Below are 21,359 nucleotides of genomic sequence, written 5' to 3'. Positions count from 1 at the left end.
AGCCAGTAGAACCAAGATTTCCTGAACACTTTGTAAAAGCTGACCTTACGTTTCCTGCACTTCTATTCTTGTTGTCAGTTAAAACATTAACTATAACTGCAACTCCTGCTGGACCATATCCTTCGTAAACTATTTCTTCATAGTTTACACCTTCCATTTCTCCAGCACCTTTTTTAATTGCTCTCACTATTGTATCTTGAGGCATATTATTAGCTTTTGCCTTAGCAACAACATCTCTTAACTTACTATTTGTATCTAGATTTGAACCACCAGTTTTAGATGCTATTGCTATTTCCTTACCTATTTTAGTAAAGATTTTACCTCTTTTAGCATCTGTTTTACTTTTCTTCGCTTGTATATTATGCCACTTTGAATGTCCTGACATTTTAATTTCCTCCTAACTTATGAGTTTGTATAATATTTATTATAAATTAGGCTTTATTTAAAAAGCACCTAAAAATTATATGTTTTAACTTGACAAAACACCTAAATTATTATATCACACAAAACCTCATAGATACAAATATTAAAATTCATAAGTTTTATCTAACTTTCTTTGAATAATCTGTTGTCAAATTTAAAATAATATTCTTCATCCCCTACAATCACTTGACATTTTCCATTAGTAACTTCTATAATTGAACTTTCCACATCTTTCAGTTTATCCACAGGGCAATACATCATTAATCTTACTTTATCAGTATAATCAGTGCTTTCTACATACCACAATTTTTGTTCAAATAAATACTGAACTTTTCCAAGCATATCATAATCGAGAATGATATCTACTACAACACCCTTAACCTTCTCTACTATTCCTCCATCATTTACAGCCATCGCTGCCCCTTTAGAGTAGGCTCTTACAAGCCCTCCTTTACCAAGTAAAATTCCTCCAAAATACCTTGTAACTACTATAACTACATCTGTTATTTCATTTTTCTTTATAACTTCAAGAACTGGAATTCCTCCCGTTCCTTGAGGTTCTCCATCATCACTATACCTTTGTATTCCCATGTTTTGTCCTATAACATATGCATAAACATTATGCCTTGCATCTCTATAGTCAGTTTTGACTTTGTTTATAAAACTCTTAGCTTCATCTTCGGTGTAAACCCTTTTAATATGACCAATAAATATAGATTTTTTTTCTTCAAACTGTGAACTTGCTTCATCTTTTATGGTAAAATAACCCATATTGATCCCAACCTTCCAAATAACCATTCTGCTTTAAATATTAACTTCTTCAATATACTCTTTAGCCATTTTCTTTATATAATCTTTTTGTGAACTTGTAGAAAGCTCTTTCATTTTATCAATGACCTTTTCGCTTTTTATCTTTTTTAGTGCTTTTATGGCATACATCACAACCTGTGGATTGCTATCTTCCAGTGCTCTAATAAGCAGCGGTTCCATACACTTATCACCAATTTTCCCTGCAGCTGAAACCGCCATACGTCTCACATTCACATGATTATGTACCGATGCTTTCATTAATACGTTTAAACTTTCTTTGTCCCCAATTTCACCTGTTATCCATATGGCGTTTTCCTTATCCTTAGTTTTCATATGTACATAATTATTTTTTATAAATTCAATCATTTTAAATTTATTATCTATATCTAAACATTTCAGCGTTTCTACTTTATCCTGTTTTCCTGAAGATGATATTGTATGAAAAAGAGCTTGAATGCCATCGCTTTTAGCCAAAATTCCGTATTTTATTTTACCATCTAGTATATGTTTTTGTATGACTTCTTTACTTAGTTTTCTTATCTTACATAAACTTTCTACAGACTTTCCCTCTAAAAATAAGAAATAAGTTATATCTTCATCAGTATAATTATTAATATCCTGCCAATCTACATGAAGCATTCCTTTTCCACTCAGTATGATCACCACCTTTATACTTCCATTAAATTATTTATTATTTTTATACCTTTTTCAATACCTTCTTCGTCAGTTTGCGAAAACCCTAATTTAAAATATTTTTCTCCATCTGAAGGACTTTTGTAAAAAAGTATACCTGGAGTTAATAAAACTTTTTTTTCTTTGGCCAATCTAAATAATGTAATAGAATTGATTTTTAAACTATCTTTTATTTTCATATAAAAATGAAGCCCTCCACCAGGACTTATAAAATCAACTTTATCTCCTAAATGCTTTCTTAAACACTGTTCCATATATATGTATCTATTCTTATATAAAACTCTTATATTAGCTATATATTCTTTCCAAAAACCTTTTCTTATGTACAAATCTAAAGTTCTTTGCATCAAACTAGATGTGGAAATATCTGTATTTATCTTTGAGTTTTGAATACTCTCTTTAAAATTTGCTGGTGGTATTAAGTATCCTATTCTTATCCCCGGTAAGAATATCTTTGAAAAACTTTTTATATATATAACTCTATCATTTTTATCCAAACTTTTAAAACTTTTATAAACCATACTTTCGTCATAAATCAATTCTGATAAATAATCATCTTCTATAATATAAAAATCATATATATCAGCTAATTTCAAAATTTGTATTTTCTTTTCTTCACTGTAACTCACAGCTGTAGGATTTTGAAAATAACTCATGGTATAAAAACACTTAATAGTATTTTTCTTTAATATCTTTTCAAGCTTTACAATGTCTATTCCATCCTCTCCCATTGGAACCTCAAATATGTCGGCCCTTCTCCATTTAAAAACGGACAATGCTCCGCTGTATGTTGGCTTTTCTACTATTACGCTATCATTAGTATTTATTAGGGCCTTAGATACTATATCTATTCCCTGCTGAGCACCAGATACTATTAATATATCATTGCTTCTTATTCTATTTTTCCAAAAAACGTTGCTTATGCTTTTTCTTAACCCTTCATATCCTAAAGCTTCTTGGTATATAAGAGCATCAGCACCATCTCTATCTAAAACATTATTTAATACATCTTTAAATAATTTTACAGGAAAAAAACTACTTGAAGGTGTTTCTCCTGTAAAATCAATATATTCTTGCAAATTGCCTGATATTTTCTTTAAAGTTTCCGAATACTCTCTTTTAAAGTTCCTATTAATATCTTTTCTTTTTGCATAAGTTCCACTGCCCATTTTTTGAACAGCATGACCTTCATTCTCAAGCTTTTTATATGCGTTAACCACAGTAATATTATTTACTCCGAGCAGCTGAGCTAAGACCCTTATTGAAGGAAGCTTCTCTCCATCCTCTATCTTATTGCTGTCAATTAATTTTTTTATATGTCTCTCGATTATAATATACTTAGGTGTTTCTTCTTCATTTACATTAATAAAGTACTTTTTCATAATATTTTACTCCACAGTTTCAAAAATTAAACGAACTTAAATTTATAATCATAAAATTTAAGTTCGTTTATCACAGTAATAATATTGATTTTATAGAGTTTGTTAAAATAAAACATCTATATAATATAAAACAAAAAAATTTTTAAAGTCAAATAAAGTTAAAATTATAATTTCAATTTTATTTTAACAAACTCTATATACATTATTATTTTAACAATAATTTTTAAATAAAGTATACATTTTCTTTAAATATAATCTTACCATCTTCAGTTTTATAATCTCTTGTTTCTCTCTTAATTAAATTTTTTCCCCAAAGCTTATTTAATATTTCTTCCATATCTATATCATAATTATAAAATAATTTATCATTTTTTATATCTTCTGAGCTAAGGAAACTATCTTTTTCCCTCATATAATCAATTAAAATATTAATCAAATTTCTAATAGTATCATCTATATTTTTTTGTACATAGGCAAGGGTTTTATTTATAGTTTCTTCTTTGTTACTTGTACTAAAAAATAGTTCATCTACACATTTTCTAAAACTGTCATTTAAGTTCATAGCCATAGTCATAGCATCTTTACTTATCATATATCCTGAAGAGTTAACGTATAATTTTGCAAACTCTTCTACACATTTTACTGCTGCAGTATAAGCAGTATGAATCCCATCATTATATAAATACTTTTTACATACGCCCATATTTTTCAACAACTTACCTAGATAGACCATATTCCATCTTTCTCTATCTAAGTCAGGATAATATCTTCCGTTATCATATCTTGAAGTTACTTCCGCATCCTTTGAAAATACAAGTCTTGAAGATGCAAATATTCTATGAATAAATCCTCCTCTTAAATCTTCCTCATGAAGTTGTAAAAATTTATTCTTACCCATTAGTTTTATATGGACAGGTATACCTTTTTCTTCAGTATAAATATTTTCTATTTCAGAATTTTTCTTATCAAGTATAACAAAAAGATCTATGTCTGACTCATCCCATAAGTCACAAGTAACCATACTTCCAAAAACCATAACTGCTAGAACCGATTGATTACTTTTTAATCTCTCAACTATACTATTAAAGGCTTTTTGATATTGCAAGATAGTTCTTTCCATTTTAATAATTATCCCCCTTTTTTTAATTAATAAGAATTAATTGAAGATTGAATTTTTTATTATTATATAATAAATTTTAGTGTAATTACAATAGCAAAATTGCATAAATGAATAATTTCTTTCAATACTTACGTATTTATTTTATCTATATTAATCTTCTTTTTATTATTGCACTTTTTACACTTAAATAAATGGATACAGTAATCATCCGCATCATTTATAGGATCTTGAGGACCATAAGGATCATAGTAATCTTGAACTCTGCCTATATCTAACATAACTCCATCACATTTATCGCATACTAAATTTATTTCTTTCATTTTATTACACAATGGACAAACTTTTTCCAATTTATTCACTACTCCTTAACATTGGTTTATATATTGATATCTTATATATTGATATTTTTCGTATTTTTTAAGTTATCTGCAACTATATTCTATAATTCTCTAAAATAAATTTTTGCATCATATAAAACAAAGGTATAATGCAAGGCTGCACTACACCTCTCTATTATTTTTAACAATATATAAAGATTTTACATATGACTAATCATATATTCTTTACTTTTATTATAAACTTCATCATCTACTAGTGCTAAAATATATGTTCCTTCTTCTTTATATTCTTCACTTTGAACCTTTGCATTTCTATGAAGGAACGCAACAATAGATTGATCACTATATGGAATAATATATTCTACTTCTTTTAATTTATAGGGAAGAAGTTTAGAAGCTTCATTTAATAGTAAATCAAGATTTATTTCTTCCTTTGCAGATATTCTAATAATCTTTAGACCTTTATATTTTTCTTCTATATATTTTACATTTTCCTCTGTTGTCTTATCTATCTTATTTAGCACCAACATAATTGGCTTGTTTTTCACACCTATTTGTACTAACACATCGTTAACAGCATCAATCTGCTGTTCCGAATTTTCAGATGAAATATCTACTACATGTAAAAGCAAATCAGAATATATTACCTCTTCTAATGTAGATTTAAAAGCTTCTACTAAATCATGTGGAAGTTTTCTTATAAAGCCTACTGTATCCGTTACTGTAGATATTCTTCCGTCTGGAAGTTCAATTGCTCTTGTAGTTACATCAAGAGTTGCAAAAAGCATATCTGCTTCAAATACTTTTTCTTTTTGAGTTGCTTCTTTTGGCATAGCAACTTCACATAACTTGTTTCTAAGAGTTGATTTACCTGCGTTAGTGTATCCAACCAATGATATTTTAGGTAAATCTATTCTTCTTTCTCTTTGAGTCTCTCTGACTAATTTTATCTTTTTCAATTCATTCATTAAATCATGTATTTTTTCTCTTATATGTCTTTTATCAACTTCTAACTTTTTTTCACCTGGTCCTTTTGTTCCTATACCTCCTCCAGTTCTTGAAAGTACAGTTCCAAGTCCAGAAAGCCTAGGCAGCCTATATTTTAACTGAGCAAGTTCTACTTGTATTTTTGATTCTTTGCTTCTTGCCCTTCTTGCAAATATCTCAAGTATCAAGGTGGTTCTGTCAATAACTTTAGCTCCTATATTTTCTTCAAGGTTTCTTACTTGAGACGCTGATAACTCGTCATCAAAAATGATAACATTAGCTCCATATGTTTGCCTTAAAAGTGCTATCTCTTCTACTTTTCCTTTTCCTACATAGAAAGCGGAATCTATAGTTGACCTCTTCTGCAGTACTTTATAAACTACATTTACATTGCAAGCTTTAGCAAGCTCTCTTAGTTCTTCAATACTTTCTTCACTTTCTATTCCAACCAGTATAGCTCTTTCACTATCATCATCTATTATTTCTTCACTTTCCATTAAACTTTCTATATAACTTATTTTATCTAATAAATTATATTCCAATAATTGCGCTATACTTAATGGCTCTGTCATTTGACCAACTAGTAAATCATTCTCTATATCACAAAATCCAAGTGTAACATCTGTATAACCATTCTCATTAACACCAATTGCAGCCATGCAATCTAATCTAAGCTTTAATAAAGCAGATATATCTACTGCAGAAAGCCTTGAATTTCCATTGGGGTGTGTATGTATTATCTTGATACCACATAATTTTTTATCTTTTATGTCTATCTCCGGCATCTCCACAGTTGTACTGTCTCCTACCGCAATACTAATTACATTACCCTTTCTATCAATAGCTACACTAACCTCTCTGTTTAGGTGTCGAGTAACATTACAAAGTATATCTACTAATTCTTCATTGCATACACTATTTCTTGAAATTCTTATATCATATAATTTTTCTAATATCTCTAATATTGACTTCCTTATTCCTTCAGTATTTCCATAGATCATAGCATCATCTCCAAATTTATTATTCCAGTAAATTGATAAATCAATACATTAAATACTACAACCCCTCTCACTAACTAAGTCTACTTGACAACTTTCATATAATTTTATACTATAAAAGCAATATTGTAAATATATGCATTAGTTGGAGGATTGCAATGGAAGAGAAAGCGAGAAACATATTAATAACTCAAGAACAAATAGCTAAAAGAGTACACGAATTGGGTGAAGAAATAAGCCAAACGTATACTGGTAAAAATCTTTATGTATTATCCCTTTTAAGAGGAAGCTTTATATTTGCAGCTGATTTAGTTAGAGAAATAAATCTTTCTGCTAAAATAGGATTCATGACAACTTCAAGCTATGGTCACTCTGAAGAGTCTTCAGGTTGTGTAAAGGTTGTAAATGATATACCAGATGATATCACTGGCTACGATGTTCTTATTGTTGATGATATAGTAGATACAGGTATAACAATGGACTTTGTAATTGGTCACATAAAAGCACTAGGTGCTTCAAGTGTCAAATGCTGCGTATTATTAGATAAACCTGAAAGAAGAAAGGTAGATGTAAAACCAGACTTCTGCTGTTTCGAAATACCAGATGTATTTGTTGTAGGCTACGGATTAAATTATGGAGATTACTATAGAAACGTGCCATATGTATTCAATTGGGAAGAAAATTAGGAATCTTTCTTGTAAAAACTGCTGTTTTTTATTAAAGCACAGCAGTTTTTATTTTATTTGCTTTTTCAAATTTTATTAAGTATATTTAGATGTGTAACATTTACTCAATTTTCCATTTTTTATTCCATAATTAATGTAGTTTATGTTATAATAGTTTAAAAATTACTAAATAGACCTAGAAAAATAAGGAGGATAATTATGGGTGAAAGTCGTAAAAAGGCTCCCTATACAGCTCTAAAAATTACTGTTATCTCTATATTGAGTCTATTCATAATAGCACTTATAGTTTCTGCCGGAGCCGTGTTTGCTATAATTAAAAATGCTCCTGCATTAGACATAAATCAAATTTTAACTTTAAATGAGACCTCAGTTCTGTATGACAATAAAGATCAATTTATGGACGTAGTAATTACAAATGAAGAGAGAACTGTTATTTCATCAAAGGATATGCCTATGAATCTAAAAAATGCCTTTGTAAGCATTGAAGATGAAAGATTTTATAAACATCATGGGATTGACTTAAGAAGAATAACAGGAGCAGTATATATAAATATAAAAAACAAACTTAGTGGTCGCTCATCTATACAGGGCGCATCAACCATAACTCAACAACTTCTCAAAAATACTCTTTTATCTTCTGAAGTGTCTTTTAAAAGAAAAATTCAAGAAGCGTACTTAGCACTGAAGTTAGAAAAATATTTGACAAAGGACCAAATTTTAGAAGCTTATATGAATACAATCTTCTTAGGTGGAAAATCTTGGGGAGTTGAAGCTGCATCTGAACAATATTTCAACAAAAAAGCAAAAGATTTGAACTTAATTGAATGTGCTTTTATTGCAGGAATAACCCAAAGTCCATCTATATACTATCCTTTTTCAAATTCAGCCAAAAAGGATCCTTCTATATATTTAAACAGAACTCGAACGGTTTTGATGAAAATGTATGAAAACGGTTATATCACTCAAGAACAATATAATAGTTCTTTAACTGACTTAAATAGCAGAAAATTAACTTTCCAACCTCCTTCAACATCAAGAAGCAGACTTAATTATGAGTGGTTTTCACTACCTGCTATAGATCAAATAAAAAAGGACTTGAAATCTGAATATCATTATAGCGACACAGAAATTCAACATATACTTATGTATGGTGGATTAAAAATATATACTACTATGGATAAAAGCATTCAGGATAGCACGCAAAAAATTTTGGATGATGACAGCTATTTTGGTATTACATCTCATACAGATAAAAACGGAATAATACAACCACAAGCTTCTGCTGTAATAATGGATTACCATACTGGAGAGGTAAAGGCAATTATAGGAGGAAGAGGTCCTCATCCACCACTATCATATAATAGAGCCGCATCTGACAGATATCTAATGCCACCTGGTTCTAGTATTAAGCCTTTAACAGTATACAGTGCTGCCATTGATTCAAAGCAAGCCACTGCTGCAACTTCAATAGAGGATTCTCCCTTGCCTGAAAATGTTGCAAAAATGTATGGACAAAGTGGCAATCAATATCCTAGAAATGATAGTGGTGAATATGGATTATATGGTAAAGATTTAACTTTAAGAACTGCTTTAACACATTCTGTGAATACTGTAGCCGTGAAACTTGAAAATGATATTGGATTAAAAACAGGAATTGAATATGCAGAAAAGTTTGGTCTAAATCTAGCCCCTGAAGATAAAATAAGCTTAGCATCACTTTCCTTAGGTGAGCTTACGCAAGGCACAAATCCTTTAACTATGGCTTCAGCCTATGGAACTTTTGGAAATGAAGGTACTTATACATCTCCTAAGCTTTATCTCAAAGTTGTAGATAGAAACGGTAAAGTTTTGCTAGAAAGTACTGCTAAGACTAAGAAAATTCTATCTCCTGAAAGTGCTTATATAATGTTTGATCTTTTAAAAGGTCCTGTTAGTCCTGAAGGCACAGGTCCAAATGCTAACTTCGGCTCTATGCAAGTAAGAGGAAAAACTGGTACTTCTGGTACTAAAAAAAACTTATGGTTCTGCGGTCTTACACCATATTACTCAGCAGCAGTATGGATTGGAAATGACGATAAAAATCCATTAGGTGATGATGAAAAATATTCTTATGAAAACGGATTATCTAGTAATACAGCTGCTGGAATTTGGGCATCTATAATGCAACCAATTCATGCAAATTTAGAGCCAAAGGATTTAGAAGCTCCTTCTGGTGTGGTAAGTATTCCTATATGCGAGGAATCTGGTAAATTAGCCACTTCTCTTTGTTATGGAGATCCATCAGGCAGCTCTGTATATAACGAATTATTTATAAGCGGAACTGAACCAACAGAATATTGTAATCTTTCTCATGCTCACTATAAAAGTAATTCTATTATTGATAATCTATTAAAACCTTTTAAGGACAGTAATAATAAAAATAAGCCTGATAATAATACTAAAAATAGTGATCCACCTAATTCTCCTACTACTGAAAAACCTTCTACTGATACTAAGCCACAGAATATTGACGAGAACAACTCAAAAAATAATAATGCAGGTACCAGCTCAAAATCTCCTTAATCTTAAAAACAATAAAAGTAAGATGCAAACTAAAGTTTTGATTTGTATCTTACTTTTACATATTTCTATCTATCCATCTAAGGTTTCCCTCATAGTCTTTAAAACTTTCTTCTCAATTCTTGAAACTTGAACTTGACTTATGCCTAACATTTTAGCTACCTGAACCTGAGTTTTATCTTTGAAATATCTAAGCATGATTATTTGCCTAGATTTACTATCCAAGCTTTTTAATGCTTCTTTAAGTGCAATTCTATCTATCATTTCATTATCTTCTTCTGGGTTTTCACTTATCTTATCTATCAGAAGTACAGGTGCTCCATCATCTTGATGTATTGTATCATATAGATACTGTAGACTATTAGCAGACTCTATTGCAAATATAATTTCTTCTGTATTTATTCCCGAATAGTTAGATAATTCCTCTATAGTAGGTTCCCTATTTAACTCTTTAGTTAAAGCCTCTTTATCATAATGTAACTTTTTTGCAGTATTTTTTACACTTCTACTTACCTTTATCATACCATCGTCTCTAATAAACCTTTTAATCTCCCCAAGTATCATAGGCACTGCATATGTAGAAAATTTAACATTGTATTTTTCATCAAAATTATTTACAGCCTTAACTAATCCCATACATCCAATTTGAAATATGTCCTCATATTCATATCCTCTGTTTAGAAATTTCTTACTTATGGTAGAAACTAGCGGCAAATTAACCTCTATTAACCTATTTAAAGCATCCTTATTTCCTTCTTTAGCCACTCTAATGAGTTCAACATTCTTATCATAATCATGGCTTATACTTTTTACTGCTTCTTCACTCATAGTTTTCACCTAACTCAAAGATTTGAAAATCTTTTTCATTGTCAATCTTGTCCCTTTATTTTTCTCAGATTCTACCTCTAAACTATCCATAAAGGTTTCCATAACTGTAAAACCCATTCCTGATCTTTCTAAATCTGGCCTAGAAGTATATAGAGGCTGCATAGCAAGTTCAACATTTTCTATTCCTATACCATTGTCTTCTACCAATATTGTTAACTCATTATCTTTTATATGAACTTCAATTTTTACTATACCATCTTTATTTTCATATCCATGAATAATAGAGTTTGTTACTGCCTCTGATACTGCTGTTTTTATATCTGTTAGTTCTTCTATCGTAGGATCAAGTTGAGATGCAAAAGCAGCTACCGCTACTCTAGCGAAGCTTTCATTTTGTGACTTACTTTGAAACTCTATTTTCATCATATTTTCGTACATTTATAATCCCCCCTTAAATACTCTCAATTGCTTCTTCAATGCTGTCGTAAAGCTTTATTATTTTAAACATGCCTGACAATTCAAATACTCTTTTTACAGAACCTTTAACTCTGCTTACGCATATATTGCCTTTCTTGATATTGAGTTTCTTGTATCTTCCAATTACTACACCTATTCCAGAGCTGTCCATAAAACTTACACCTGAAAAATCCATAATTAATTTTGTAATATTATCCCTATCTAGCCTATCATCAATTTTATTTCTTACTTCCTCTGCACTATGATGATCTAACTCTCCAGTCATATAAATTATAAGTTTGTCATCTTTGTTTTTAAATTCTAAATCCATATTCCTCTCCGCTCTACTAAAATCAAAATTACAATATATGTCATAAATGATTTTAGCGTTAAGACTATTTTCTTAACTTTAATTTTACACATCATAACCTATGACTTAGTTGTGATGTGGCTGCAATTGTGTTTTACGACAATTACAGTTATATGTAGAATATCTACATAGTCCGAGCCAGACACTCTTCCCCCCCTTCTTTTTATAATTATGTAATAATTTTTTAAGTACATGCATATAATGTTGTACTTAAATTATTATTCTACATTTGTAATAATTTTCCTGCATTTCATATAAATACTCCTAAAATTTATTTTTGACATATTAACAACTTTATATACATATTTAAATAATTTTTAGCATATAAAGGTAAACTTTATACGCTATGTATGACTATAAATTAATTGTCTTTTGATCAAATCATTGCTATAATATTACTTGTTTAATTATGTGAATTAGTTTTATGCGAAGTTTTATGCAACTTTGTAAACTTTTTATGCTCTAAAATACTAAGGAGGTTATTACTATGGATATGTGGTTAAAAGAAGGTCAGATAGAAGACGCTGCTATGACCTACAAAATAAAAGAAACACTTGTTACTAAAAAAACTCAATATCAAGATTTATCTATACTTGATACATATGCTTTCGGTAGAATGTTAGTACTTGATGGAATAGTTCAAACTACAATTAAAGATGAATATGTTTACCATGAAATGATAAGTCACATTCCTCTATTTACTCACCCTAACCCAAAGAAAGTACTTGTAGTTGGGGGTGGTGATGGAGGTGCTATTAGAGAAGTTCTTAAGCATCCATCAGTGGAAAAAGCCGTTTTATGCGAAATAGATAAAGATGTTGTCGATGAATGTAAAAAGTTTCTTCCTGAAATAAGCTGTGCACTAGGAAACTCTAGATGTGAAGTATTTATTGGAGATGGAATAAAATATGTCCATGAACATAAAAATGAGTTTGATATTATAATCGTAGACTCCACTGACCCTTTTGGTGCTGCTGAAGGATTATTTGGTGGTAGCTTTTATAAAGAAATATTTGAATGTCTAACTGAAGACGGAATATTTATAGCACAAACTGAAACTCCTTTCTATCTTCCAGATGTTGTAAAACGTGTTTATGAAGATGCTAAAGCAGTATTCCCTGTTACTAAATTATTCATGGCTGGTATTCCAACTTATCCAAGTGGCTTTTGGAGCTTTACTGTTGGTTCAAAAAAACACGATCCAGAGAATGTAGATTTATCAAATACTATAGATATAGAAACTAAATACTATACTAAAAAGCTACATAAGGCATGCTTTGTTCTTCCAAAGTTTATTGAAAATTTAACAAAATAAAAATTATGCGAAGCAATAATTTTTATTAGAGGACAGAGGACAGTTGACAGAGGAAGAAAAGCAACCTTCATTGTCCTCTGTCCTCTGTCAATTGTCCTCTGAAAAAATTTTGCGTCGCATAATTTTTATAGTGCGAATTAGCTTTATTCCTTATTATTTATAATATTAATCTCTTCCTCTGTTAAATCAAAAAATTTATACAACAGACTTTCATCTTTAAAATCTGTTAAATTTTCAATCAAAGGAATACGTAATTTGTTAAGATTATTAGGGTAGTACTCAAATAAATCTTCTCCAAGTTTTTTGGCGAAAGTTTTAAAGTAGAACTCGTATAGTTTACTGTTGAGTATGTACAGTAAATATTCATAAGAGAACATATCTTGATTGTTTAATGTTAATGAATATACATCTGCACTAAAGTAACTTCCTTTATCTAGAGCAAATCTATTGCTATTTGACTTATATGGAAATATTATTTTTTCCTTTTCGAATGTTTCCTGAGTTCTTCCCCACTGAAGTTCGTACCAAAGTCTTAGCCCCTTTTTACATTCTCTTCTATTTATAAGCTTCTCTTTATACTTTCCAATATAATTTATAGCATTAGGATGACTTTTTAGGTTCTTTATCAAATTAGAATATATTATATATTTATTTTCTCTTGTTATACTATTTTTGTGTATATAACTATTCTTAATCCAGGGTCTTATGATATCCTTTTCTATATTTTCATTTACTATAGTTTCATAGTCAACAACAAAAGCCTTATCACATCCAGTTATTATTCCTTGATTCGTTCTACATAGTTTTCCTAGTAAGTCAAAACTTTTTTCTTCTATTTTTTTTACTATATTCTTTTCCGAACCTTCTATTAAACTCCAGCCGCCTTTATCTAAATCATTAATATCTATGAAGAACTTTTTACAACCTCTCATCTCACCCTTATTTAAAAAAATAGATTCGTAAAAAGATTTTTTAATCTTTCCTTTAACCTCTCTAGGCTTTATAACTTCTATTTTTTCATTTTTGCTTAAATCTTTGCTTAAAAAAATAATTACAGGATCTATTGCTGCTTTTTTAAATGGTCTTATTCCGTAAAAATCAACTATTTTATATATAGAAATTTTGCTCATAAGTAAACTTCTTAATTCTTCTCCACTAGGAGATTCTAAAAAATATCTAGATGTAATAAACGATAGCTTCCCTTTCTCCGTAAGCTTTTCTAGCGAACTTTGAAAAAAACAGTAAGATATATCTCCCTTATCTTTATATATTCCCTTATACTTTTCTTTAAGAATTTTAGAATAATCTCTATCTATTGACTTGTGCCCTATATATGGCGGATTACCAATAAATATATCATATTTTTCATCTATTTTATCTATTAAAAAATCTTTAACTTTAAAATTTTTTTCATATACATTATTACTAACATTAAATAAATCTATGTTTAAAACTTTTATTGCATCTTCATCTATATCAAATCCATATATGTTATTATATATAATATGTTTATCTAAGTTATCACTTGTTAGTTTCATATTGTGTTTTCTATTTATCAAATCTAAATTTTTTATATATATATTTTTTATATATTTAAAACAAGGTATAATTATATTTCCACATCCACATGCTGGATCAACAATTTTTAAATATGGATTATTAAGTATCTCTTCACTATTTATTATGTTTTCCAAAATAAATAGTGCAATTTCTTCTGGTGTATAAATTATTCCTTTTTCTTTGTCTCCCTCTTTTAATCTACAATATTCTTCAGAAAAGCTAGATTTTTCGTCAATTTTCAGCATTTTTTTATAGTTCTTCACGGCTAGATTCTTGTAAAAGTTATCTAAGGGTTGTAAGAGTATATTATAAAGTTCATTAATCTTTTCAAAAAACTCTTCGTACATTTTTTATTTCTCCATAATTCATTAAGTATAAACTAGAAAATTAAGCACATTATAAAGTATATCATATGATTGGCAGGTGATTATACATGAATAAAAAAATTATTATACTAACTACTATATTTACACTCTTACTTTCTTCTTGTAGTAGCAGAGATTCTATATCACAAAGTAATAAACTAGATACTTCTGTCTCAACTTCAATTGAAGATAACAAAACTGTAGAAAATAAAAAAGAGAAAATTACTGAGGTTAGTAACAAAATTAATGAAGAAAAAAAGGAACCTCAAAAGGATTCTGAAAGCAAATCTAAATTAAAAGATATAGATGTTTCTAGATTTAGTACAGCCGAAAAAAATTGGTTCTTTCAACCTAAAAAAAATAATGAACCTTCAGGTGAACCTCAAGAGATAATTAATCTCATAAACAAATACTCAGCTTATTATTTAGGAGATACTTCAAAAAAAGTCTTATACTTAACCTTTGATGAAGGTTATGAAAATGGATATACAGCCAAGATTTTAGATGTACTTAAAAATAATAATGTAACTGCTGCTTTTTTTGTTACAACTCCATATATAAACAGTAACAAAGATTTAATAAAAAGAATGGTTGATGAAGGACATCTAGTATGTAATCATTCAAACACTCACCCATCAATGGCTGCCGTGGCCTCAAAGGATGCATCTAAATTTCAAAATGAATTTTACGTTACTGAGAAAGCTTATGAAGATGTTACAGGCAAAAAAATGCCTAAATTTTTTAGGCCACCTATGGGAAAATATAGTGAATTGTCTCTTTACTATACTCAGAAATTAGGTTATAAAACCATATTTTGGAGTTCAGCATATCATGACTGGGATATTAATAACCAACCATCCCCAGAAAGTGCTAAAAAAACCATTATGAATAGAACTCATAATGGCGGAATAATACTTCTACATGCTGTATCAAAAACTAATACCGAACTACTAGACACTATAATTAAAGAGTGGAAAAATAATGGATATGAACTGCAGCCTTTATCTAAACTACCATAGTAAATATAATTGTGATATAATAGTAAATTATTATATCACAATTATGTTTGGAGAGATATTATGAGAATTACTCAAGAAGTAGATTATTCATTAAGAGTTATATTTTACTTATCAAAATTAGGTTATGATAAAAAGGTTGAAGCTAAAGTTATTTCTCAACACGAGAATATTCCTTTGAGGTTTTTACTAAAGCTTTTAAGAAAATTGACTCATTCAAAAATTATAAAATCTTACAGAGGTGTCAATGGTGGATATGCACTAAATATGCTTCCAAAAGACATAACATTAAAGGACGTTATTGAGGTAATAGATGGCCCAATATATATGAACAGATGCCTTTGTGATCCTAGTTACTGTAATTTAAATAGAGCAGATAAATGTGATGTGCATTTTGCCTTAGCAAAGGTTCAAAATAATTTAATTAATGACTTAAAAAGTATAAATTTTGATGATATATTAAATGGAAATGTCTAGTTAACTATTGTTATAAAATTGATATTTAATATAAAAAGCTTAGAATTTTGCAAGATTTTCGAATCTTATATTCAAAATTCTAAGTTTTTTTGATATATATGTTTAAAAAAGTAAGTATGCGTAAAATTCAGAAAGTTATAATACAATGTATACATTTACACAAGTTATAATCATTAGATTAAAGTTTTTATGAGATTATTAATACTCATTTATATGTGATACAATGTTGCATAACACTCAATAAATCTGAAAAATGAATTTTATAAATTTTATTGATTCATACAAGTATTTATTTACACTTTTATTTTGTGAAGGGGATGGTCTTATTATGAGTAAAAATAATTTTCCTGAGCAGCAAGGATTATATAACCCTAATATGGAAAAGGATAGCTGCGGAGTAGGCTTCATAGCCAACATAAATGGTGTCAAATCAAATTCTATATTAGAAAAAAGTTTACAAATTCTAAAAAATCTGCAGCATAGAGGTGCTGTTGGGGCTGATTCAACTACTGGCGATGGTTCTGGTATTATGATACAGATTCCTCATAACTTTTTAAAAAATGAAACGGAGAAGATCGGACTAGCCCTGCCTAATCCTGGCAGTTATGCTGTTGGTATGGTATTTTTACCACGAGAACCACACGTAAGACTTTTTTGCGAAGGAATATTTGAAAAAGTATTAAAACAAGAAGACCAAAGATTATTAGGATGGAGAGAAGTTCCAGTAGATGAGAAGGCTTGTGGAGAATCAGCTAGGGCTACAATGCCAGTAGTTATCCAAGTTTTTATAGATAGAAATAATCAAGCTAAAAATATATTTAGACAGAAGCTGTTAATTATTAGAAAACAAGTCCAGTCCTTAATTGAAAATTCTAGAGGATTGAATACAGACAGTTTTTATATTTGCAGCCTATCAGATAGCACAATAGTTTATAAAGGTCAACTTTTAGGTCATAAACTTAGTGAGTTTTATCTCGACTTACAAAATTCAGATGTAGAGACTGCAATTGCCATTGTTCATGAAAGATATAGCACAAATACTTTTCCATCATGGAATCTAGCTCAACCTTTCAGATATATTGCACATAATGGTGAAATTAACACTATCCGTGGAAACATAAATAAAATGAATGCTAGAGAAGGGGTTATGTATTCTAAAACCTTGGGAGAAAACTTTAAAAAAATCTTACCTGTAATCGAGCAAAACGGAAGTGATTCCTCTTCACTAGACAATGCCTTCGAATTATTTATTCAAAATGGACACTCTATGGAATATACAATGATGATGCTTGTTCCAGAAGCATGGCAAAACAACACTGCTATAACTAACGACAGACGAGCCTTTTATGAATATCATGCTAGACTTATGGAACCATGGGACGGTCCTGCAACTATTGCATTCACAGATGGTATTAAGGTTGGAGTTACACTAGATAGAAATGGATTAAGACCAGCTCGTTACTTAGTAACAAAGGACAATATGGTTATTATGGCATCTGAAACTGGTGCTGTTGATATAGATGATAGCTTAATATCCGAAAAAGGTATAATCGATGCTGGAAAAATTCTTTTAGTTGACACTTCTCAAGGAAAGCTAATTTATGATAATGAAATCAAAAAAAATATATCTACTACAAAGCCTTTTGAAGATTGGATAAAAAGAAATAAGCTAACGCTTAAGGACATAAAGCAGTCTTACGAGACAAAAATAATGAGAAAAGAAACCTTATTGTTAAAACAGGAAATGTTCGGATACACACAGGCTGAATTAAAGCAAATAATTGCCACAATAGCTGATACCGGAAAAGAACCTATTGGATCTATGGGATTAGATTCTCCTTTAGCTGTACTATCTGATAAGCCTCAACTTTTGTTTAATTATTTTAAACAAACTTTTGCACAAGTTACAAATCCACCTATAGATCCTATAAGAGAGTCATCAGTAATGTCATTGACTCAATACATTGGAAGTCATGGAAAGCTTCTTGATGAAATAGAGACCGAAACTGATAGAAAGTATATAGAAATTAAATGTCCAATACTATCTGACTCTGAATTAGAAGATATTAAACACCTTGACAATGAAGACTTTAAAACTATTACTATTCCAATAACCTTTGAAACTGACCGTAAAAATGGTTTAAAAGAAGCTTTGGAATACTTGTGTAAACGTGCAGAAGATAGTGCACTAGCTGGTCATAATATTTTAATATTAAGTGACCGAAATACAAACATGTATAATGCACCAATTCCAAGTTTATTGGCTTTGAGTGCTGTTAACAATCACCTTATACAGAAGAAATTAAGAACTTCTGTAGACCTAATTTTAGAAACTGGTGACACACGGGATGTTATGCATACGGCTCTTTTGCTGGGTTACGGCGCAAAAGCCATCAATCCATATATGGTATATCATATAATATCAAACATTATCGAAAACGAGAAGTATATTAAAAATATAAATAACGTAGATGACGGTTTTGAAAATTATTGTAAAGCAATTTGTGATGGACTATTAAAAATTATTTCTAGAATGGGTATATCTACACTCCAAAGCTATAATGGTGCCCAGGTATTTCAGAGTATAGGAATAAACGTAGATGTAATAAATCAATACTTTCCTCATACTTCTTCAAGAATTTCAGGCATCACATTAGATGACATTGCAAATGAAGTTATCCAGAGACATTGTTCTATATATGAAAATGACAATAGCCTAAATGCTAAAGATGAACGTCTTTTAACACCTAGTGCCGTAAAAGCCCTTAGAGATTTATCTATTAACAACCATTATAGATCCTATCTCGATTATAGCAATGATGTAAATGAAAAGTTTGTTACTATTAGAGATTTACTAGAATTCAAAAATGGGGAATCAATTCCTTTATGTGAAGTAGAATCTGTCGAAAGTATCTTAAAGCGTTTTACAATATCAGGTATGTCCTTTGGTTCACTAAGTAAAGAAGCTCATGAAACAATAGCAATTGCTATGAATAAAATTGGTGCTACTAGTAACTCTGGCGAAGGTGGAGAAGATCCTAATAGATATAAATTAGGACCTAATGGAGAAAACGTAAAAAGTGCAGTTAAACAAGTTGCTTCTGCAAGATTTGGAGTAACTACTAACTACCTAGTAAATTGTGATGAACTCCAAATTAAAATAGCTCAAGGCGCTAAGCCGGGTGAAGGTGGTCACCTGCCAGGTAATAAGGTTACCCAGGAAATAGCTAAATTTCGTCATTCTGTCCCTGGAATAGATTTAATTTCTCCTCCTCCTCACCACGATATATATTCTATAGAGGATTTAGCTCAACTTATATTTGATTTAAAAAATGTAAATCCAGCTGCTAGAATTGGAGTAAAATTAGTATCTGAAGCTGGAATAGGAACTGTCGCAGCTGGTGTAGTAAAAGGACATGCAGATGTAATTATGATTAGCGGTCACGATGGAGGTACTGGTGCTTCGCCAATAAGTTCAATGCAATATGTTGGACTTCCATGGGAATTAGGAGTTGCTGAAGTTCAGCAGACTCTATTGCTAAATAACCTAAGAAGCAGAGTTACTGTGCAAGTAGATGGTAAATTAAAATCTGGAAGGGATATCATTATAGCAGCATTGCTTGGCGCAGAAGAATATGGTTTTGCTACAACTGCTCTTATATCTCTCGGTTGTATAATGTGTAAACAATGTGCTTTAAATAGATGCCCCGTTGGAATTACAACTCAAGATCCAAAGCTTAGAAATAGATTTAAAGGAAAACCAGAGCATCTAATAAACTATTTAACTTTTATTGCTCAAGAGGCAAGAGAAATAATGGCTCAGCTTGGTTTTAAATCAATAGATGAAATGATTGGCAGAGTCGATATGCTAAAAGTTAAAGGTAATCTTAGCAGTAAATTGAAAAATTTAGATTTATCTTCAATTCTGCACAGACCTGAACTGCCATCTCGTATAGTAGGAAAGTGTGTTGTTTCTCAGGATCACAACATTGACACTGTACTAGATAGAGAACTAGTTAAGTTATCAGAACCGGCTCTCGAAAGGGCCTCTAAGGTTGGATTTACATTTAAGGTTAGAAACACTAATAGGACTGTAGGAGCTATGTTAAGTGGAGAAATTGCTAAAAAATATGGTGATGAAGGTCTACCAGAAGACACTATTGTAGCAAAATTTGAAGGTTCTGCTGGCCAAAGCTTTGGAGCCTTTGCAGTTAATGGACTTACTTTAATCCTTCACGGAGAATCTAATGACTATTTAGGAAAAGGACTATGCGGTGGAAAAATAATATTATTACCAGATGAAAATGCTACCTTTAGCCCTAGCGAAAATGTCATTGCTGGAAATACACTTTTATATGGTGCAACTTCAGGAAAAGCATTTATAGCAGGAAAAGTAGGACAAAGATTTTGTGTAAGAAATAGTGGTGCTACAGCCATAGTTGAGGGAATCGGAAATCATGGTTGTGAATATATGACTGGAGGAACTGCAGTTATTCTTGGTACTACTGGTAGAAACTTTGGTGCCGGAATGAGCGGTGGGGTTGCCTATATATTAGATGAAAATCAGGATTTCATAAGCAAGTGTAACCAAGAAATCGTGAAAATATCCCCTGTACTTGATTCCAATGATATCAACAAACTAAAAGAACTCATTAACGATCACTACCACTATACTAAGAGTGTAAAAGCTAAGACAATACTTGATAATTGGAATACTAGCATTAAAAATTTCTTAAAAGTAACTTCTCCTATATACGAAGAAGCAATCAAACTTAAGTAAGACAAGCATCAAAGCTTAAATAATAAAAAACTGCAATCAAGTATAGATAGCCACACCAGACACTTAACTTATACGCAGGGATATGTTTCCAAAGCTGAAAGCACATATAAAAACTTTTTAGTCAACCTTAGCTCAGTATTTTAGAAAAAGCTTAGAAGATTTGATTGGTTAAAAGTCTAAATGACTTTTAACGAGC

General features: G+C 30.3%; 17 protein-coding genes. 6 read left to right on the top strand and 11 right to left on the bottom strand.

All coding sequences use genetic code 11. The features are described 5' to 3' along the window. From I6U48_RS26130 to hflX, 7 genes are all read right to left on the bottom strand, one after another. The coding region (locus I6U48_RS26130) for a YebC/PmpR family DNA-binding transcriptional regulator (RefSeq protein ID WP_218323442.1) at positions 1-385 on the bottom strand (385 nt) is incomplete at its 3' end. A gap of 161 nt (positions 386-546) precedes the next feature. Next, the gene (locus tag I6U48_RS26125; protein ID WP_218323440.1) at positions 547-1,194 is read right to left on the bottom strand and encodes a YigZ family protein; all 648 of its coding nucleotides are present in this window, start codon (positions 1,192-1,194) and stop codon (positions 547-549) included. Positions 1,195-1,227: 33 nt separating this feature from the next. Continuing rightward, a complete protein-coding gene (locus tag I6U48_RS26120; protein ID WP_218323443.1) occupies positions 1,228-1,872 on the bottom strand; it encodes a HEAT repeat domain-containing protein in 645 nt (214 codons plus the stop codon). A gap of 29 nt (positions 1,873-1,901) precedes the next feature. After that, positions 1,902-3,308 (bottom strand): aminotransferase-like domain-containing protein, encoded by a 1,407-nt coding sequence (locus tag I6U48_RS26115; protein WP_218323439.1) that lies wholly within the window; start codon positions 3,306-3,308, stop codon positions 1,902-1,904. Between the two features lie 223 nt (positions 3,309-3,531). Then, positions 3,532-4,428 carry a nucleotidyltransferase domain-containing protein gene (locus tag I6U48_RS26110; protein WP_218323437.1) on the bottom strand — a complete coding sequence of 299 codons (897 nt, stop codon included), beginning with the start codon at positions 4,426-4,428 and terminating at the stop codon, positions 3,532-3,534. Positions 4,429-4,556: 128 nt separating this feature from the next. After that, positions 4,557-4,778, bottom strand: a complete 222-nt coding sequence (locus I6U48_RS26105; RefSeq protein WP_218323436.1) for a hypothetical protein — start codon at positions 4,776-4,778, stop codon at positions 4,557-4,559. Between the two features lie 188 nt (positions 4,779-4,966). After that, positions 4,967-6,754 (bottom strand): GTPase HflX, encoded by a 1,788-nt coding sequence (hflX, locus tag I6U48_RS26100; RefSeq protein ID WP_218323434.1) that lies wholly within the window; start codon positions 6,752-6,754, stop codon positions 4,967-4,969. Between the two features lie 155 nt (positions 6,755-6,909). Here hflX and hpt point away from each other — a divergent pair, with 155 nt between their 5' ends. Then, positions 6,910-7,437: a hypoxanthine phosphoribosyltransferase gene (gene hpt, locus I6U48_RS26095; RefSeq protein WP_218323432.1), complete on the top strand. Its 528-nt coding sequence runs from the start codon at positions 6,910-6,912 to the stop codon at positions 7,435-7,437. 198 nt (positions 7,438-7,635) lie between these two features. After that, positions 7,636-9,999, top strand: a complete 2,364-nt coding sequence (locus I6U48_RS26090) for a transglycosylase domain-containing protein (RefSeq protein WP_218323430.1) — start codon at positions 7,636-7,638, stop codon at positions 9,997-9,999. Between the two features lie 69 nt (positions 10,000-10,068). On the opposite strand, the gene sigF is transcribed toward I6U48_RS26090, so the two are convergent. From sigF to spoIIAA, 3 genes are read right to left on the bottom strand one after another with little or no spacing between them, the layout of a single operon-like run. After that, positions 10,069-10,824: an RNA polymerase sporulation sigma factor SigF gene (gene sigF, locus I6U48_RS26085; RefSeq protein ID WP_218323428.1), complete on the bottom strand. Its 756-nt coding sequence runs from the start codon at positions 10,822-10,824 to the stop codon at positions 10,069-10,071. A 9-nt stretch (positions 10,825-10,833) separates the two neighbouring features. Continuing rightward, positions 10,834-11,262 (bottom strand): anti-sigma F factor, encoded by a 429-nt coding sequence (gene spoIIAB, locus I6U48_RS26080; RefSeq protein ID WP_218323426.1) that lies wholly within the window; start codon positions 11,260-11,262, stop codon positions 10,834-10,836. Between the two features lie 13 nt (positions 11,263-11,275). Next, positions 11,276-11,611, bottom strand: a complete 336-nt coding sequence (gene spoIIAA / locus I6U48_RS26075) for an anti-sigma F factor antagonist (RefSeq protein WP_218323424.1) — start codon at positions 11,609-11,611, stop codon at positions 11,276-11,278. Between the two features lie 526 nt (positions 11,612-12,137). On the opposite strand from spoIIAA, the gene speE reads away from it, so the two are divergent. Beyond that, entirely contained in the window at positions 12,138-12,965 is an 828-nt protein-coding gene (gene speE / locus I6U48_RS26070; protein WP_218323422.1) for a polyamine aminopropyltransferase, read from the top strand. A 143-nt stretch (positions 12,966-13,108) separates the two neighbouring features. Here speE and I6U48_RS26065 read toward each other — a convergent pair whose 3' ends face one another. Then, on the bottom strand, positions 13,109-14,872 hold the full coding sequence (locus I6U48_RS26065) for an Eco57I restriction-modification methylase domain-containing protein (RefSeq protein WP_218323420.1): 1,764 nt from the start codon (positions 14,870-14,872) through the stop codon (positions 13,109-13,111). An 86-nt stretch (positions 14,873-14,958) separates the two neighbouring features. Between I6U48_RS26065 and pdaA the strand changes: the two genes are divergently transcribed. The 3 genes from pdaA (at position 14,959) to gltB (ending at position 21,163) form a co-directional block, all read left to right on the top strand. Next, positions 14,959-15,909, top strand: coding sequence for a delta-lactam-biosynthetic de-N-acetylase (gene pdaA / locus I6U48_RS26060; RefSeq protein WP_218323418.1), 951 nt, complete (start codon positions 14,959-14,961; stop codon positions 15,907-15,909). Between the two features lie 60 nt (positions 15,910-15,969). After that, the gene (locus I6U48_RS26055; protein WP_218323417.1) at positions 15,970-16,383 is read left to right on the top strand and encodes an RrF2 family transcriptional regulator; all 414 of its coding nucleotides are present in this window, start codon (positions 15,970-15,972) and stop codon (positions 16,381-16,383) included. Between the two features lie 328 nt (positions 16,384-16,711). Next, positions 16,712-21,163, top strand: coding sequence for a glutamate synthase large subunit (gltB, locus tag I6U48_RS26050; RefSeq protein WP_218323415.1), 4,452 nt, complete (start codon positions 16,712-16,714; stop codon positions 21,161-21,163). Positions 21,164-21,359 lie beyond the last annotated feature (196 nt).

The sequence above is a fragment of the Clostridium thailandense genome (assembly GCF_019207025.1).
Lineage (GTDB): Bacteria > Bacillota > Clostridia > Clostridiales > Clostridiaceae > Clostridium_AM > Clostridium_AM thailandense.
Note: the sequence above shows the minus strand (reverse complement) of the source record. Positions and strands in the feature narration are given on the sequence as shown.